A 17,903-nucleotide genomic window follows, 5' to 3' on the forward strand; every position below is an offset into this window, starting at 1 on the left:
CTTTTAGGGGTCACTTCACAATTAAGCAGCTCTTTTTTATAACTCATAAATTTCTTTATACTTCGCTTCTAAATAATCTGCTAAGTAGTTTGCATTTAATCCTTCGCCTGTCACATCTTCTAAAATTTCAAGTGGCTTTTTCGTTTTACCGTATTGGTGAATATTTTCTGTTAACCATTCACGAATTGGTGTTACGTTTCCTTCTTCTAATAATGCGTCAAAGTTCGGAATGTCTTTTAACATTCTTTGCTTAAACTGTGCTGCATACATGTAACCAAGCGCATAAGATGGGAAGTATCCAAATGAACCACCAGCCCAGTGAACATCTTGCAATACACCTTGTGCATTATTTTCCGGACGAATGCCTAAATATGCTTCCATCTTATCATTCCAAGCTGCTGGTAAGTCCTTCACTTGTAATGTACCATCAAATAATTCTTTCTCAAGCTCATAACGAACCATAACATGAAGCGGGTATGTAAGCTCATCTGCTTCTATACGAATGAATGACGGTTTCGATTCGTTAATTGCATCATAAAACTCATCAACTGACATATCATCAAATTGACCATTGCTATACTCTTTTAATAAATCATAATTCTTCTTCCAGAATGATTTATTACGGCCGATAAAGTTCTCAAAGAATAATGATTGTGATTCGTGAATACCCATAGATGTACCACTGCAAAGTGGTGTACCTTCAAATTGTTCTGCAATATTTTGTTCATATACTGCATGACCACATTCATGAATTGTTCCAAAAACAGCCATACGAAAATCTTTTTCATCATAGCGTGTCGTAATACGAACATCCCCTCTATTTAATGTAATTTCGAAAGGATGTACTGTTTCATCAAGACGACCTGCTTCAAAGTCATAATTCAATTGCTTCAATAATTCTAATGTAAAGTTCTTTTGTTTTTCTTTTGAAAATCGTTCCGATAAAGCACTTGTTTTTAATCCTTTTTTAGACTCAGAGATTTCTTTTACAAGCGGTACGATGCGCTCACGAAGTTGACCAAATACGTGATCTAAAACTTCCACTGTAATACCTGGCTCATACATATCTAATAATGTATTGTATTTATATGTTTCATAACCCCAATATGTAATAAATTTCTTTTTAAATTCCACAATTTTTTCTAAGTATGGGCGGAACATTTCGAAATCAGATTTTTCGCGAGCTTCTTCCCACACACTCTCCGCTTTCGCTTCTAATTTCACATAAGCCTCATATTCAACTTGTGGAATTTTTTTATTTCTATCATATTCTTTCCGGCACTCTTCAACCATTTTCTTCGTCGTTTCAGAAAGTTTATCTTCGCGTATTAAAGCTTCAAGCTCTGTTAAATAGTTTCCCATCTCATCTGAAGTCGACATAGCAAACACTTCTGACGAAAGCATACCAATTACTTCAGAACGCTGATCCACACCTTTTTTTGGTGCACCTGTTCTTAAATCCCAAAACATTAAACTTAATGCTTCTCCATAATTCTGTATCTTCTTCACGTATGTTAAAAATTGTTTTTCTACTTCATATGTAGCAACTGTCATCGTATAAAAGCCTCCTTTTTCTACCTCAAACTTAATTCGACACGGAAACATAAATTCCTTTTATAATAGAAAAAAGCTTGGCAAGCGCCAAGCTTTTTCCTTATAATTCTTTACCTTCTACTGGCAGTACATTTTTCACAGCTGCAACTACTTTCTCATCTTCTGAATCAGATAAGAAGATTGATATAGCACCTTTATCGTCGCTCGTACGAATTAAACGTCCGATCCCTTGACGAAGTCGTAAAATCATATACGGTACATCTACATCCCAGAATGGATCATTTACGTGCTTACGTTTCGCTTCAAACACAGGATCGTTTGGAGGGAATGGTAATGACCAAATGATAACATGTGATAATGATGAACCTGGAATATCTAAACCTTCCCATAAATGAACGGCACAAAGTACAGTCTCTTCTTCATTTTGGAAACGAGAAACGAGCTGACTAATTTCCTGATCTCCTTCATATAGGAACGGAACTGACATTTGTTCTTTACTTACATATTCTTTAAACGCTGCAAGTTCTTGTGTTGTACGGAATAATACAAGCGTACGTCCATTTGTTTTTTGTATATTTTCAAGTGTATATTGACACTTTCTTTCCCATTCATTTTCTTTCGTATGCGATAGTAAGTTTACCGCCATTTGCTCCTCATAATCAAACGGTGAGGCAACTGAGAATGATAAGTAATCTTTTACCCCTAGACTATTTGCTGTAAATGCGAATGAATCGTTGTTCGATAATGTCGCAGAAGAGAAAATATACGGGATTTTCTTCGAGAATACTTTCTCTTGTAACACCTCTTCAACTGCACGCGGCATAATAACTAACGTGAAGGCACCATCACCTTCTTCACCCCATGTAATTACATTTTTCTCGTGCATAAACAGACGAAGTGAATGTTCTAACACATCTAAATGCTCATCAACGATATTTAAGTCATACGTGTTTACTGTATGCATTTCACTTTCAAATACTAATGCATCACCGACTTCACCAATTTTTGCATAAAGTCGCTTCGCTTCAGCTGTTACTTTTTCTGTCACAGTAATTTCTAAACGATCAGAACCGGCAATTTCCTTTTTATTCTCTTGTAACACATCAAAGAATCGCTCTGTTTGCCAAATTGTTTCTTCTACTAAATGCGCAAACTCCTCGCGAATATCGTTTTGTAGCAATCTCGTTAAAAGTTGCTCCATCATCGTTTGCTTTAAACGGTATGTTAAAGCTTTTTGAGCTGCATATTCTACAAGATGTCCTTCATCGAATACAACGCAGCTACTTTCTGGTAATAACGGAATTTGCCCTTCACGCTTACGAGCATCGTACGTCCAAATATGATCCATATAGAAATCTTGAGAACAAATAATTAAATCTGCTGCTTTACGATAATGTTCACGAGAAAGAGTTTGTCCACAGCGATGACGAGAATCACAAGTAAAGCAATCTTGGAAGTAATCCCAATTTACTTTTGACCATTCTTCGTCATTTAAAAGTGGAAATTCTTTTCTGTCACCATAGTGAGTAAAGTTTTGCATCGTACCATGATCAAATACAAACTGTGGTAACTCATAATATACGTCTTCAATTACTTCTGGAGCTCGTCCACTCATAACATCTTCAAGTTTACGTAAGCATAAATAATTATCCATTGATTTTGCAAGCCTTACATCAACAGAGAGCCCTAATGCTTCAGATAACTTAGCAATGTCCCCTTCTTCTTTCACAAGTTGCTCAATTAACGTTTCATCTGCACAAGCAATAATAGCTGGTTTCCCAGTATAACGCGCGTAACAAATTGCATATAGAAGATATACAATTGTTTTCCCTGTTCCTACACCCGCTTCTGCGAACATAACTTTCTTTTCTTGGAAAGCGCGTTCTAACTGAAACGCCATAAAAATTTGTTCATCACGCTCTTCAAAGCCTTTTTCCGGAAGGATGTCGTAAAATACATCTCCAATCCACTCATTCAACTTATCATAAAAATTATCTTGTTTTCCTACTTCAAATGGTAATCTCTTCTCAGTAAACATCCTTAGCCTCCAACCAAAAAGTTTTTCTATAAAAAGATAATAGCAACTGCTACGCATATGTATGCATTTGCTTTCCCCTGTTGCCATACATAGAAATTCACGAAAAAAAATTTTCCTTTCGAAAAAGGAAAATTTTCTTCTATATTAATGACTTTAAATACCGTTTATCAATCGCTGTTTCATGTGAAAGAGCTGACAGATATTCTTCTTGTGCTTTTTGTATTTCATCTACAATCGCACCTTGACTATCCACTTCTTTTCCGAGCTCATCATACGTACGGTGAATAGCTTTTTGAATCATTGATAATTGGAAACTATCCATATCACTTCCTCCTTTACGCATTACATAATAGCCAGTATATGCGCGCTGGAGGAGTTTTATACTATGAATTACGCGGTGGACGTTTTCCGAAGTATTGGTAGTAATCTGTACGGATAAATCCGTTAAACAGTTTACGCTTCTTCGACGCATCTTTTCCGTAACACTTCTCAAATGCTTCGTAGCTTGTTAATACATACGCTGACCATGTATCTAACGGACGGAATACTTGTCCCATTTCTTTATACAGTTGTTCAACGAGTGCTTTTTCACTTAAACGTTCTCCGTATGGAGGATTCGTTACAACGTAGCCATAATCCTCTTTTGTTGTGAAATCTTTTACCTGCATTTGTTTAAATGTAATTAAATCACCTAAACCTACTTCTTCTGCGTTATCTTGAGCAACTCGAATCATACGATGATCAATATCTGATCCTATGATTTGTAATCGTTGATCATAGTTCGCTAAATCTTCAGCTTCTTGACGCGCTTCACGCCAGTTTTGTTTACCTACCCAGCCCCACTCATCTGATGCGAAACCACGGTTAAATCCTGGCGCAATGTTTTGCCCAATTAATGCCGCTTCAATCGGAATTGTACCTGATCCACAGAATGGATCAACAAATGGACGATCTGGCTTCCAGTTTGTTAATTTAATTAAAGACGCAGCTAATGTTTCTTTTAACGGAGCTTCCCCTTGATCCATACGGTATCCACGTTTATGAAGTCCAACACCACTCGCATCAATTGTTAATGTTGCAATATCCTTGAGCATTGCAATCTCGATACGGAATAACGGACCATCTTCTTCAAACCAAGTTGTACGTTTATATGTTGTTTTTAATTTTTCAACGACAGCCTTTTTAACAATACGTTGGCAATCCGAAACACTGAATAATTCAGATTTTAAAGATTTACCGATAACAGGGAACTCGCCATTCTCTGGAATATAATCTCCCCAGTTTAATGCTTTCGTTTTTTCAAATAGCTCATCAAATGTTGTTGCTTTAAATTCGCCAACTTTAATTTTTACACGATCCGCAGTACGTAACCATAAATTCGTGCGACAAATCGCCTTTTCATCTGCTTCAAATGTTACTTTGCTGTTTTCTACTTGACATTCATAACCAAGATCGCGAACTTCTCGGGCAACTAACGCTTCAATACCCATTGCCGCTGTTGCAATTAAAGTAACTTTTCCCATTTGCATTCACCTCTTATGTATATTCAAACAATAATTAATAGCAATTGTTCCTATTAATCATTACATTTTACGAAAAATTTTCTCATTAACCATTTTAACTCATACTTTATAACTTCATACAAATAAAAAGCCCTCCTCTAACAAAGGAGAGCTGAGTTATTTCATAGTTGGTTCATAACGTTCTGTAAGCCATGTTCTGTTCCTTTGTACTACAAACGGCCCACGCCTCGTACTCCGGTGGCAATCATCTATCTACAGGTTATAAAACCTGTCCTTTCCCGTCGTTCATTTCCTTGGAAAAGATTCCCCTACCATTATTTGGGTTTCTCGCTCGTGGGGTTTACCTCGTTCCACTCCTATCATTTCTTCAAGGACTTCGTCACTGTGGCACTTTAAAGGTAGTCAAACCATATCCGAAAGGACTTAGGTTTTTTCCCTGCCGTTAAACCAGCCTTACAGCCAGAATACCCTAGCTTATGAATTGGCTAGGCACGAACACTACAGCCATCTCAGGCCGTGCGAGCATGGACTTTCCTCTACAACGTTGGCGTTGCAGCGATTACCCAAACGTTATGACATCCATTAGTATAGTGGAAACAAAAAGATTTTGCAACGTTTTTTTCTATGTAAAATGCTTAAACCTTTTCCCACCTTACATCATTCGTATAACTTACTTCCAAATACAGCTTTTTCTAAGTTAGATAAGCGTTTTAAAATATCCGTATTCGTGTTGTTATAAACCGGTTGTGCAACTGGTGTTTGTACAGGTTGTTGTGGAACTTGCGTTACTGCTAGTTTTTGTTCCTCTAATTCACGCTTTAAACGAGCATTTTGTTGCTTTAATTGCTCAAACTCTTTGTGGAAAGCTTCATAGTCTTTAATGATCATATCAAGAAACTTATCTACTTCTTCTTGCTGATAACCTCTCATACCTGTTTTAAATTCTTTTTCTAAAATATCTTTCGCTGTTAATTTAATTTTATCCGAAATCATTTTCTTCACCTCAAATTTTTACCAAAACTTTCATTAACTAAATTTTTTCAGAAACAATGCTTTTTGTCAATCATATATACGAGTACTATATTACATATTACTCTGCATTATTCCACTGTTCCTCTTCTATTATATCTTGTAACTCAGAAAAAAGAATGAAATAACTGTGATAATTTTCTATTTCCCCTTTTTTCTTTGCTGTTTCTACAATATATTTGGGACTTCCTGGTTTTTCTTCATCGTATACCGCTAAAAGTGCATCACTTTTTTCAATAAAAAATTGATTTTTTAATTTAAATTGCTCTGGGCTTTCATACTTCCGTTTCGTGATACTATCAACATGGTCTGCTTGAGAAAGAATAAATTCGTAATATTCACGATTATCTTCTTTCCAATTTTCTTCTTGTTCTAAAAACGGAGTGAATACCGCTAATTTTAAATCTGGATATTCTACTTGAATTTCAAAAACAACTTCAGCAGCCCATAATTCTACACCTAACTGGCCGCTTATTATAACCCATTCTAAACCATCTTCTACAAAAGTGGTTAATTTACGGTGTAATGCCTTTTTTATACACCCCACCCCTGGATGATCATTTTTAAATATTCCAAGTTCAAATGGCTTATATCCTGTTACTGCAATAACTTTCATATCAACACTCCAATTACAAAAAAAGAACTAGCATTTCGCTAGTTCTAACATATCATTTACTTTTTAAATATTCCACCAACGTTTGGTCCGATATTTGGACCTACTGGTGATACATTGTTTGGTAAAAACGGTGATACATTTGGTCCTGGTCCAAACGGTGATACATTCGGTCCTGGCCCAAATGGAGATATTTGATGACCGTGGTGATGATGACCATGGCCACACGGTCCACATCCACCGCCGAATCCTGGGTCGATTGGGTCCACAACATTTACATTTGAATTTGTTTGTGGGAAGAAGTTTTGGTTTTTAATTTGTTGATGATGTACATGTGTTGTATGTGTTGGGAAAATGTGTGGCACCACCGTTGTTGAAAAAGAGTGTGTTACGCATTGTTTCGTCGGATGAACGACAGGAGCAGTTGTACAAATAGGTCCTACAGGCTTATGCCCTCCAAAACAAGGATGACAATGATGCATAGTTTTTTCTCTCCTCTCTCGTTAAAAAAATCTGATTACACTTTACAGTATGAGAAAAGAGAGAAAGCCGTTTGTTATATATACCCATTTATTACAAGGAAATTTGTCTAGTCCTTTATTTCATATACCATACTTTCATAGACAACTCTTCAACATTACTTACCAAAAAAGCCTCCAACTTGCTTTACAATACCTGTCACCTGATTCATCGCATTCATCATTTGTCCAGCTGTATTCATCATTTTATTTACATCATAGTTACCATCGGATGTTTTAAATTGAGAAACAAAACTAGAAAACTGACTTGGCTGTTGTTGCTTTTGTTTACTCTGCGTCGGGTACGGCTGTTTTGGTGGATAAAACATCGCTTGTTGATTAGCATAGGGCGATGGTGGTGGCATATAATATTGCGAATTCATATAAGGCTGCTGCTGTTGTTGATTCATGTATGGTTGCTGAGCTTGTGATTGTTGAGCTTGATTCACATAAGGTTGCTGCTGTTGTGATTGTTGAGCCTGATTCACATGAGGTTGCTGTTGTTGTGGTTGTTGAGCCTGATTCACATAAGGTTGCTGCTGCTGTTGTGGTTGTTGAGCTTGATTCATAAACGACACTTCAAACGGTTGATAATAATTTTGATTTCCATAATAAGGCTCGAAAGGATACATATTATACCGTAAATATGTATCCGTATTATATTGGTACATATTTTGCTGTGCATATGGATTTGTTTGCTGATATACGTTAGATTGTTGAAACATGCATTCTCTCCTCCTTCACATAAGTTTCTACATATATAATATGTACCTATAAAATAATATGTGTGATGGAGTATCTGTCTATTTTTGTCGGAAGTTTAAATTTTTAAAAAATTAAAAAAGAAAACCCTTCCATGCTATGATAATTAAGAAGAAGATTCTCATGGGGGAGGAATCAACATGGTATTAGGGGATTTAAAACAAGCGTTTTCTCAAAAAAAGGGGTATTGCACAGAGAATGCAAATGAATTATTAGACTTTGCGAGACATTGGTATCTCGAAGGAAAAATATGCATTTCAGATTATCGAACATTAATAAAAGAATTAGAAATAAACGGCGCAACAAAACCTACAACAATGACAGAAGCATAAAAATAACAAGAGGGTTCTCCCTCTTGTTATTTACATTGCTCAACTATATTTTGCAAAGTATACGAAATGGCTTGGTGTGTTTCAAAGAATCGTTTACCTTTACCTTTATTTACAAAGCATTGTAACACATTCGTTTGTAAATTATCGTATACTTGATCAATTTGCTGTACATGTATATACTTTGGCTTTTCTTCTTTAATCCACGTATAAGCTAATTCTTTCCACTTCTTTAATTCCTCATCTACCATGTCTACAAATGGTTTCATATCCTTATAAAAGTCGTATTCGATTAGTTCTCTTTTTTTTATATTCGCTTCATTATTATACTGCATGAGTTTTTCTGAAGACTGTATTAATGCTTCATTCTTCATCTCTTTCCCACCTTATTATGCACTCACTACGACGTTTTGAAATGTCTTTACCCAATTCCCTTTTTCTTCGTGATGCACTAATTTATTTTCCATATGTTCAATATGCATTTCTGTTATTTCTATCTTATTACATATTTTTTCACTCGCATCCTTTAATGCATGATTCATTCTAATCCCTATATTCATTTCCAGCAAATCGAGAGAACTTAACATTTGATCCATTTTTTTCATTACATCTTCCTTCTGAACCATCGCCATATACAAAACGCCTCCTTCTTTGCTTTTCCTTTGTCATGTAATTTCGCCGAACGATTCACCACTCCTGCCCACATGACAAAACTAGTTGTTATTCGTCAAAGAAATCATTTCGTATGTCATTTATAGAAATGGTAACAATACAAAAAGGAGGTGTAGTACAATGGCAAAGAACAAAAATGAAAAAAAGAAAAACCAAAACAAACAACAAAATAAACCCGAGACTGGCAATCCAAAGCTAGATGGTCCAAACTTCCCTGCTACATAAAGCGAGACTTTATTACGTACGGTTAAATTTCAAGTCACCCTTAATCTCCTACTAGCATTACGTTTTGAGATTAAAGTCGTAGCAAGCATAGCAGGATTATTTCAAATTAAGAAGTCCCGTCTTCAAAATGGAAGACGGGACTTCTTTTTCATTATATCATGAACTCATCCATCCTTTTAACGAAACGATTTACGATAGATATCCTATAGATTTGTTCCCTCTTTCTCCTATACCATTCTGTTATATTAACTTCCTCTTTAGGTTCTTCAAGTACAAATAGCACATTCATTTTCATATTTGCACAAAACCAATCTCTCATTTCTATTTCTTCATGTAAAACAACAGGATAACTATCTCTAAGTGCTGGCGTACACGATTTTCTAGTTTCCTTTGAGTAAAATTCATAATCTTCTCTAGACCCAGTATGTGTAGTTTGCACTGCAAACTTATAAAACGAACCATTATAAATTGGATGAAACAATAACCATGCTAATTTTTTTCCCAGTTCTATACGCTGTTGTAACGTTTCAAATTGATAAACCGAAAATCCATACATCCTCCCTTCAATTGTTGGGAAGATAACTGCACTAATATGAAATCTTTCTTGTACTTTAAAAAGTGCAGTATGGAATACATGTTTTTTAAAATATGTGCTCTCAATGACTGGTTTTTGAATTTTATTTTGTTCATTTATAATAAGGGCTGTTATAAGCCTATTCATATCTCTTTTCTCCCAGAAAAGTAACCATTCTTTTTCCATAAAAATTGATACGCTGAAATATTGCAACAAATGAAAGAGAGGTGTACGTCTCTTCTTACTTTCCTCATACAATAATAGCTGAGGAAAGGCATCTAAGAAAATAATCCAATTAGCTTGTTCGTACAGAAGAAATAAATGTTTTTTTACCGTTTTAGGTAAAACAGTAGCATAATATCTCCCTTCTAAATCGGTCATATTCCATCCCGCATTTCTCGAAACCATACTCGCTAAAAAGGCCCACCTGATTTCACTATTTCTTAAATAATATTCTTGATAAGATTGTGTCCGAGAAATATTGTCCACATTAGCTATTTCTGTTTTCTTTGTAATATTGCGAATGATTGCTTTTTCTTCCTCTGTACAAAACTTTTTTTCTCGATTTTGTTTAATTTTCATATAATCATTCCATGTCAACATAAATAAGTCATCATACCTTTCATCAAAAAGGTCACATCTTTTTTCATTTTTTGATATAATCACCTTTGTAAGTAATTCTTAGTAAGTTGGGAGTGGACACACTATGACCATTCGTTACCCAAATGGAAAAAGGTATAATCAAGCTTCACAACCTCAAAAAACACCTATAAAAACACATACTTATAGCAACAGAGGTATGTCCCTTGAAGAGGAATTGAATGAAACAAATCAATATTACTTAACCCATAATATTGCATGTGTACATAAAAAACCTACACCTCTTCAAATTGTAAAAGTAGATTACCCCGCTCGAAGTGCTGCAGTGGTAAAAGAAGCGTATTTTAAACAACCTTCTACAACAGATTACAACGGTGTATACAAAGGGAAATACATCGATTTTGAAGCAAAGGAAACAAAAAATAAAACTAGTTTCCCACTTCAAAACTTCCACCTTCATCAAATAGAACATATGAAGCAAGTGGTTGCTCATAATGGAATTGCATTTGTCATTATTAAATTTACACTTTTTGATGAATTTTATTTATTAGATGCAAAACATATTATTGCATTTTGGAATCGTCAAAATACTGGTGGACGCAAGTCGATTACGAAAGAAGAAATAGAAGAGCATGGATCCTTATTATCATGCGGTTATCACCCTCGGATTGACTATATCCGTGTACTAGACACGGTTTATTTTTCGTGATAGAGTCATCACTAAGGCTCTTTTTTCGACTTTTGGGGGAGAGAATGAAAGGTAGGAGAAAGTATAATGTCAGATAATTATCGTTCTCGTACAGAACGAAATCATGTGAAAAATCAAGAGAAAAAAACACATAAAGAAGAAAAACCAAAGAAAAAAGGCTCCTTTTTCAAGAAATTCCTTATAGGTTGTCTGCTTCTTGGTATCGTTGGTCTCGTAGCCGGCGTTTCCGCTTTCTTTGTTATGGTAAAGGACGCTCCAAAATTAGACAAATCCAAACTTGTTAATCCTTTATCAACAAAGTTTCTTGATAAAAACGGGAATTTCTTCTATGAATACGGTGCTGAAAAACGAACGCATGTTACTTATGATCAAATTCCAAAAGTAGTTGAAAATGCATTCCTTGCAACTGAGGATTCGCGTTTCTATGATCATAATGGAATTGATTTTAAACGAACTACAAAAGCAGTTATGGAAAATGTCACTGGTGGTTTCGGTTCCCAAGGTGGTAGTACGATTACACAGCAAGTCGTTAAAAACTATTTTCTAACGATGGACAAAACTGCTAAGAGAAAAGTACAAGAGTGGTACTTATCTTATAAATTAGAGCAACAATACTCTAAACATGAGATTTTAGAAATGTACTTAAATAAGATTAATTTAGGTAACCGTTCATATGGTATTGCGACAGCAGCGCAAAAATATTATGGTAAAGATTTAAAAGACTTGCAATTACATGAAGCTGCTATGCTCGCTGGTTTACCCCAAGGTCCAAACATTTATGATCCAACAAAAAAGGAAAATGTTGAACGAGCAACAAATCGTCGTAATGTTGTATTATCATTAATGAATCGACATGGTTATATAACAAAAGAAGAAATGAATAACGCCGTTAAGATCCCAGTAACAGAGGGCCTTCAACCGTCTTCAGAAGTAACTGAGATGAAGTATCAAGCATTTTTAGATGCGGTTGTAAAAGAAGTTGAAAAAGAATATCCTGATGTAAATATCGGTTCAGATGGTTTAACGATTCATACAACACTTGATCAAGATGCTCAAGATTACGCTGACAAAATTATGGATGGCAATCTTATTAAGTATCCAGACGATCAATTCCAAGGGTCATTCGTATTTATGGATACACAGTCTGGAGAAGTTCGAGCAATTGGTGCTGGACGTAAAGAAAGTAAGTCTACTTTCAAAGGTCATAATATGGCAACTGATTTAAAACGCCAAGTTGGTTCAACAATGAAACCAATTTTCGACTACGGTCCGGCAATTGAAAATTTACAATGGTCTACATACCATCAATTAAACGATTCAGAGTATACGTATTCCAATGGTAAAAAAATACAAAATGCAACAAAGAGCTACAAAGGTGACGTTTCACTACGTGAAGCTTTGAAAAAGTCATTAAACATTCCAGCTTTAAAGACAGCACAAACAGTTGGTCTTAATAAGTCAAAAGAATTCGCTGAAGGTTTAGGCATGACCTTTAAAGAAGGAAAAGTCTACGAATCAACAGCAATCGGTAGTAACGAGGGGTCTCCATTGGAAGTAGCAGGTGCATATGCAACCTTCGGTAATAGTGGTAACTATAATAAACCACACTTCGTAAAAGAAGTAACCTTCCCGGACGGGAAAAAGAAAAGCTTTAAACCTAAGGAACAACGCGCAATGCAAGACTATACAGCTTACATGGTTACTGACGTTCTTCGTGACGTAGTAAAACCTGGTTCTGGTGGTACAGGTCCAACAGCATACGTTTCAGGTGTTGACGTAGCAGGTAAAACAGGAACACAAAACTTTGATGCATCAGTTCTTCAAAAATATGATATCCCAGCTGATGCAAACAGAGATAGCTGGTTTGCTGGATATACACCACAATACACAATGGCTGTTTGGACTGGTTACGAAAAAGATGGTCCAAAAAATTATGTTAGTGATCGCTCCACTAGAATTGCACAGCAAATGTTCCAAATAATGATGAGCAAATTCGCTACAGATAAATCACGCTTTGAACGTCCTTCTTCTGTACAAGAAATAAACGGAGAGTTATACGTTAAAGGTGCGAAAAAAGATGCAATTAAACAAATTAAAGTAGATGCCCCTAGTGGTCTGAATGTCACTTTTGATGGCGCTAGCACAGTTACACTAAACTGGTCTGGACCAGCAGAAGTTGACGCATATGCAGCCAGCTATAAAGCAACTGACGGTTCAAGTGGTAGCCTATCAATAAGTGGTACGACAGCTACTCTTGGTGGTATTAAACCAGGTGTTACTTACAGCTTCTCTGTAGTAGCGAAAAAAGGTACTGGAACAAGCCCAGCAATTGGTGCATCCTTCACTGCGCCTGGCGGAACTCCAGATGCGAAAAAAGCTGATGAAGAGGCTAAGAAAAAGGCCGATGAAGAAGCTAAGAAAAAAGCTGATGAGGAAGCCCAGAAAAAAGCTAATGAAGATAAAGTAAAACAAGACGAAGCTAAGAAAAAAGCTGATGAAGAGGCTAAGAAACAACAAGAACAGCAGCAACAACAAGAACAACAACGTAAACAGCAAGAAGAAGCTCAAAAGAAAGCTGATGAGGAAGCTAGAAGAAAAGCTGAAGACGAAGCTAAGAAAAAAGCTGAAGACGAAGCTAAGAAGAAAGCTGAAGAAGAGGCCAAGAAAAAAGCTGAAGACGAAGCTAAGAAACAACAAGAACAGCAACACCAAAATACCGGAGGAGATACACCTCAGGCAGACGGTGCTGTTGTTACAACAGAGTCCTAATAAACAAAAAAAGAAGTCCGTTTCTCTTAACGAGAAGCAGACTTCTTTTTTGTTATCATTTTCTTTACAAACAGCTTTTCTATTTCGATATATAACTGCGCTAATTGAATATAAGAATGATAATTACTCGGTTTCTTTATAATGAATGAATACCTTTCCATAAAATTAACAGGTTGCACTTTTAATTTATTCGTATTTATTTGCATTTCATTCAAACTATGAACAGGTTGCTCATTTAACCAATAGACAACCGATAACAAGTGAGCTGCAAAAAGAATCATTGGCCCCTCAGCCTCTTGCTTATCTCTATTTCGAAACAGTATAGCAATGTCTTCATGCTTATTTTTCCATACATTCAACACTGCTGGAATACTGTTTTCAATTTCCTTCCATGGCTCATACTGTCTTTCAATATCAAATATAAAGTAAGTATTTTGTATTATTTCTTCAAAAGACTCGTCTGTATGATACTCAATTGAATTTACGCTTTCTTTAAAAAATGGTAAGCAATGAAATTCTTTCGGTATTTCTATAACTCGCTCCATCCTTTATTTCACCTTCATTCGCTTCTTTCCTTCACGACATACTTCTAACAGCCTGCACTCCTCACATTGCGGTCGTTGTGCTTTACAGTGATAACGTCCAAAGAAAATCATACGATGATGCGTAACCCCCCACTCATCCATCGGTACTTTCTTCATTAACGTTTTTTCTACTTCTAACACAGAGTCTTTCCATCTACAAATCGCTAATCGTTTACTCACTCGCTCCACATGTGTATCAACAGCAATTGCCGGAATCCCAAACGCTACGGAAACTACAACATTCGCTGTTTTCCTTCCTACACCTGGTAATTTCGTAAGTTCATCTCGATCGCTCGGTACCTCCCCATTATAGTCATCTAATAACATTCGGCATAATTTTTGAATGTTTTTTGCTTTATTTCTATACAATCCGATAGAGCGTATATCTTGTTGTAATTCTTCTAGAGAAACACTTAAATAATCTTCTGGTGTTTTATATTTTTGAAATAAATTTCTTGTCACTTTATTTACAAGTACATCTGTACATTGTGCAGATAACGCCACCGCGATTACAAGTTCAAATGGATTGTCATGAACCAATTCACAATGTGCTTCTGGATACATATCCGCCATTGTGTCTAAACAATAACGGATTTGCGTTTTGTTAAGCATATTTCCCCTCCTATATTACTGCTCCAACCAATTATAAAAAGGCACTTTTCCAGTAAATTTCGTCTCTTGTTTTGTCATTTGTTGTGCTCTTTGTTGATTCGCTCTAAATTTTTGACCTTGATTTTGAGCCTGATCTACCGTTTTAATTCCATTCTTTTTCCACTCAAATAAAATACGATCAATATATCGGAAATTTAGTTTTCCACTCATTACAGCTTCTCTAAGAGCCGCTTGAATTAAATTTGGATGATGTTGATCTTGGTCCTCCCACATTCCTAACGTTTCACATTCGAACGGCGAAAGTGGTCTTCCAAATTCTTTTTCGAATACTGTATATAAATTTACTTGCAGCTGTTTTTTTTCTTTTTGCTCTTCCTCTATTGATTCATCCATTAAGAAATGTAATATTTTTTCCCATAACGGTTGTAAAGAATAACTTTCGCACATCATCGCTTCTGATCTTTGTCCACCTTCTAGTGATAAAAAACCTTTTTGAATCAACGCTTGAATTATTTCCATACATTTCATTTCTGTTATCGTCATCCGTTCAGAAATCTCTGAAGGAGTCGGAAACGAATTACCTGATTCTAAAAATGTATGTATATGAAGTACAACCATAAATTCCGTCTCATTTAAACCTAATTTTTTATAATGCATCATAAGCAATTTTGGAATTGCAATGCTTCCCTGCTCAAACCACTGTAACATCATTTTCTTTTTCATCACCAAACACCTCGCTCTCTAGTATAACACACCTTTAGCTATTTCTTTTTGCCACAATTCGTCAAAAAAACCTCCCCATTAATAGGGAGGTTTTGTATATTACATAAATGAAATATACAATTAAGCTTGCACTTTACTTTTCATAAATGTATGGATGCGTTCCAATGCTTTCTCTACTTGTTCAAGAGATGTCGCATATGATAAACGAACATTATTTGGAGCACCAAATCCTGTACCTGGTACAAGAGCCACTTTTTCCTCTTCTAATAGAGCTTTTGCCCAATCATCAACTGTTGCATATCCTGATAAAGCTACAGCTTCTTTTACGTTAGGGAATAAGTAAAATGCACCTTGCGGTTTAATACAAGTAAAGCCAGGGATTTGAATTAATTTATCATAAATGATGTTTAATCTCTCTTCAAAGGCTTGACGCATTGTTTCCACAGGTTCTTGTGAGCCTGCATATGCCGCAATTGCGCCGTATTGAGCGATTGAAGTAGGGTTTGACGTACTATGACTCGCTAAGTTCGTCATCGCTTTAATAAGCTGCTTATTTCCTGCAGCATATCCAATACGCCATCCTGTCATAGAATGAGATTTAGATACACCATTAATAATAAGTGTTTGTTCTTTTAATTCATTAGAAAGCTGGGCAATTGAAATATATTCTACGCCACCATAAATTAATTTTTCATAAATTTCATCAGAAACGATTAAAATATCATGTTCTAAACATACTTCTCCAAGCTGTTGTAATTCTTCTTTGCTATAAATCATTCCTGTTGGATTGCTCGGTGAATTAATAATAACTGCTTTCGTTTTCTCTGTAATTGCCTCACGCAGCTGCTTTGCTGTAATTTTGTACTCATTGTCTTCTAAACCTTCTACATAAACCGGCTTACCGCCAGCAAGCTTTACTTGCTCTGGATAGCTTACCCAGTAAGGAGTTGGGATGATAACTTCATCTCCCTCATCAAGTAATACTTGGAATAATGTATATAATGCATGCTTTGCGCCATTACATACAATAATTTCAGATGGATCATACGCAATACCTTGATCGCGAGTAAATTTCTTCACAATTTCTTGTTTTAACGATTGTAATCCACCTGTTGGTGTATACTTCGTATGCCCTTCTAACATCGCTTTATGTGCAGCATCCATAATATGCTCTGGTGTATTAAAGTCAGGTTCCCCTGCCCCTAATGCAATTACATCATGACCCTCTGCTTTTAATGCTTGTGCCTTTGCTGTAATTTCTAAAGTTGAAGACGGTGTTAAAGCAGCTACTCGCTTTGCTAATTTCATTTGTAGTTCCCCCTACATCTATTTTTCAATGCTATATCGTCTTAAAAATTTTCCATCTTTAAATTCAAGATAGTAATAACTATAACGATTGTCATCATCAATATATGTAACTTCCCATAGTGGTACATCATTTTCAAAGCCTAATTTCACTTTCATAATCTCTTTCGGCTTACTTTTTGATTCCTTACTTTCATTGCCGACTTGCTCTATTGTTCTTTGTATAGCCTCTTTTTCAGAAATACCTTCGCTCTTTTTCCTTACTACAGTATCCCCTTTTTTCTCAGGCACCCAAACGATAAGTTGTTCTCCCTTTTCATCTGTACCTTGCACGACTATATATGCAGATTTTCCGTTGTAATAATCAACAGATTTCACCTTTGTAAGCTTTGCTTTTTCTTTAGCAATTTCTACAAATTTCGACTCTTTTGGAATTTTCTTTCCCATCGCTTTATTATAAACATACGCCCCATATATTCCGCTAGCAACGATAACAATAATGATTGCAAAAATCCACTTTTTCATTGTATCGCTACGTTCTGTAAATCGTAAATACAGCTGTTTCTTTATCTTTTTCGTCTAATGCTAGTCCGAACATGAGGTCCTGCTCTTTTAACGTACGATTCAAACTATCAACAATTTTATACAAATCAGACGAATATTTAATACGCGTCGTTGATAGTACTTCGATTTTCTTCTCCATGAAAAAACTCCTCCGTTACACAAAAATTTCTAATTATAGAAGAACGCAATGCGGTTACAAT

Annotated in this window: 21 protein-coding genes and 1 other RNA gene; 4 read left to right on the top strand and 18 right to left on the bottom strand. The window is 35.7% G+C overall.

Translation table 11 applies throughout. The features are described from left to right. Window positions 1-36 precede the first annotated feature (36 nt). The 9 genes from ypwA to DN403_RS16935 form a co-directional block, all read right to left on the bottom strand. The gene (gene ypwA, locus DN403_RS16895; RefSeq protein ID WP_000215085.1) at window positions 37-1,554 is read right to left on the bottom strand and encodes a carboxypeptidase; all 1,518 of its coding nucleotides are present in this window, start codon (window positions 1,552-1,554) and stop codon (window positions 37-39) included. 100 nt (window positions 1,555-1,654) lie between these two features. After that, window positions 1,655-3,592 (bottom strand): ATP-dependent DNA helicase, encoded by a 1,938-nt coding sequence (locus DN403_RS16900; protein ID WP_000493696.1) that lies wholly within the window; start codon window positions 3,590-3,592, stop codon window positions 1,655-1,657. A gap of 139 nt (window positions 3,593-3,731) precedes the next feature. Next, window positions 3,732-3,914 (bottom strand): DUF3921 domain-containing protein, encoded by a 183-nt coding sequence (locus DN403_RS16905; RefSeq protein WP_000376895.1) that lies wholly within the window; start codon window positions 3,912-3,914, stop codon window positions 3,732-3,734. Between the two features lie 61 nt (window positions 3,915-3,975). Continuing rightward, window positions 3,976-5,115 (bottom strand): THUMP domain-containing class I SAM-dependent RNA methyltransferase, encoded by a 1,140-nt coding sequence (locus tag DN403_RS16910; RefSeq protein ID WP_000521224.1) that lies wholly within the window; start codon window positions 5,113-5,115, stop codon window positions 3,976-3,978. A 180-nt stretch (window positions 5,116-5,295) separates the two neighbouring features. Next, an RNA gene (gene rnpB / locus DN403_RS16915) (RNase P RNA component class B) lies at window positions 5,296-5,686 on the bottom strand. A gap of 86 nt (window positions 5,687-5,772) precedes the next feature. Further along, the gene (gene gpsB, locus DN403_RS16920) at window positions 5,773-6,108 is read right to left on the bottom strand and encodes a cell division regulator GpsB (RefSeq protein WP_000622431.1); all 336 of its coding nucleotides are present in this window, start codon (window positions 6,106-6,108) and stop codon (window positions 5,773-5,775) included. A gap of 97 nt (window positions 6,109-6,205) precedes the next feature. After that, a complete protein-coding gene (locus DN403_RS16925) occupies window positions 6,206-6,760 on the bottom strand; it encodes an SLOG family protein (RefSeq protein ID WP_000862927.1) in 555 nt (184 codons plus the stop codon). 56 nt (window positions 6,761-6,816) lie between these two features. After that, entirely contained in the window at window positions 6,817-7,239 is a 423-nt protein-coding gene (locus tag DN403_RS16930) for a CotD family spore coat protein (RefSeq protein WP_000546292.1), read from the bottom strand. A gap of 155 nt (window positions 7,240-7,394) precedes the next feature. Then, the gene (locus tag DN403_RS16935) at window positions 7,395-8,000 is read right to left on the bottom strand and encodes a YppG family protein (protein ID WP_000487717.1); all 606 of its coding nucleotides are present in this window, start codon (window positions 7,998-8,000) and stop codon (window positions 7,395-7,397) included. Between the two features lie 177 nt (window positions 8,001-8,177). On the opposite strand from DN403_RS16935, the gene DN403_RS16940 reads away from it, so the two are divergent. Continuing rightward, window positions 8,178-8,369 carry a YppF family protein gene (locus tag DN403_RS16940; RefSeq protein ID WP_000242652.1) on the top strand — a complete coding sequence of 64 codons (192 nt, stop codon included), beginning with the start codon at window positions 8,178-8,180 and terminating at the stop codon, window positions 8,367-8,369. Between the two features lie 26 nt (window positions 8,370-8,395). Here DN403_RS16940 and DN403_RS16945 read toward each other — a convergent pair whose 3' ends face one another. Next, window positions 8,396-8,740, bottom strand: a complete 345-nt coding sequence (locus DN403_RS16945; RefSeq protein WP_000786936.1) for a YppE family protein — start codon at window positions 8,738-8,740, stop codon at window positions 8,396-8,398. 15 nt (window positions 8,741-8,755) lie between these two features. After that, complete coding sequence (locus DN403_RS16950) at window positions 8,756-8,998, bottom strand: hypothetical protein (RefSeq protein WP_001252036.1); 243 nt, start codon at window positions 8,996-8,998, stop codon at window positions 8,756-8,758. 85 nt (window positions 8,999-9,083) lie between these two features. Between DN403_RS16950 and DN403_RS32205 the strand changes: the two genes are divergently transcribed. Then, on the top strand, window positions 9,084-9,263 hold the full coding sequence (locus DN403_RS32205; protein WP_003277508.1) for a hypothetical protein: 180 nt from the start codon (window positions 9,084-9,086) through the stop codon (window positions 9,261-9,263). Between the two features lie 151 nt (window positions 9,264-9,414). On the opposite strand, the gene DN403_RS16955 is transcribed toward DN403_RS32205, so the two are convergent. Then, window positions 9,415-10,440, bottom strand: a complete 1,026-nt coding sequence (locus DN403_RS16955; RefSeq protein ID WP_003277507.1) for a DUF2515 domain-containing protein — start codon at window positions 10,438-10,440, stop codon at window positions 9,415-9,417. Window positions 10,441-10,543: 103 nt separating this feature from the next. Here DN403_RS16955 and recU point away from each other — a divergent pair, with 103 nt between their 5' ends. Together recU and DN403_RS16965 are read left to right on the top strand one after the other, a co-directional pair. Further along, window positions 10,544-11,146: a Holliday junction resolvase RecU gene (gene recU / locus DN403_RS16960; protein WP_000155599.1), complete on the top strand. Its 603-nt coding sequence runs from the start codon at window positions 10,544-10,546 to the stop codon at window positions 11,144-11,146. Between the two features lie 66 nt (window positions 11,147-11,212). Further along, window positions 11,213-13,915: a PBP1A family penicillin-binding protein gene (locus DN403_RS16965; protein WP_001283103.1), complete on the top strand. Its 2,703-nt coding sequence runs from the start codon at window positions 11,213-11,215 to the stop codon at window positions 13,913-13,915. A 26-nt stretch (window positions 13,916-13,941) separates the two neighbouring features. Here DN403_RS16965 and DN403_RS16970 read toward each other — a convergent pair whose 3' ends face one another. From DN403_RS16970 to DN403_RS16995, 6 genes are all read right to left on the bottom strand, one after another. Continuing rightward, window positions 13,942-14,460: a YpoC family protein gene (locus DN403_RS16970; protein WP_000442661.1), complete on the bottom strand. Its 519-nt coding sequence runs from the start codon at window positions 14,458-14,460 to the stop codon at window positions 13,942-13,944. 3 nt (window positions 14,461-14,463) lie between these two features. Next, a complete protein-coding gene (gene nth, locus DN403_RS16975; RefSeq protein ID WP_000933035.1) occupies window positions 14,464-15,111 on the bottom strand; it encodes an endonuclease III in 648 nt (215 codons plus the stop codon). Between the two features lie 15 nt (window positions 15,112-15,126). Further along, window positions 15,127-15,834, bottom strand: coding sequence for a DNA replication protein DnaD (dnaD, locus tag DN403_RS16980; RefSeq protein ID WP_000728537.1), 708 nt, complete (start codon window positions 15,832-15,834; stop codon window positions 15,127-15,129). 120 nt (window positions 15,835-15,954) lie between these two features. After that, window positions 15,955-17,142, bottom strand: a complete 1,188-nt coding sequence (aspB, locus tag DN403_RS16985) for an aspartate transaminase AspB (protein ID WP_000761559.1) — start codon at window positions 17,140-17,142, stop codon at window positions 15,955-15,957. Window positions 17,143-17,160: 18 nt separating this feature from the next. Further along, window positions 17,161-17,664: a cell wall elongation regulator TseB-like domain-containing protein gene (locus DN403_RS16990; protein ID WP_000758739.1), complete on the bottom strand. Its 504-nt coding sequence runs from the start codon at window positions 17,662-17,664 to the stop codon at window positions 17,161-17,163. Window positions 17,665-17,671: 7 nt separating this feature from the next. Further along, window positions 17,672-17,842, bottom strand: a complete 171-nt coding sequence (locus DN403_RS16995; protein ID WP_000412179.1) for a YpmA family protein — start codon at window positions 17,840-17,842, stop codon at window positions 17,672-17,674. Window positions 17,843-17,903: the final 61 nt, after the last annotated feature.

It is taken from the genome of Bacillus sp. AY2-1 (genome assembly GCF_008368965.1).
GTDB classification, from domain to species: domain Bacteria; phylum Bacillota; class Bacilli; order Bacillales; family Bacillaceae_G; genus Bacillus_A; species Bacillus_A thuringiensis_S.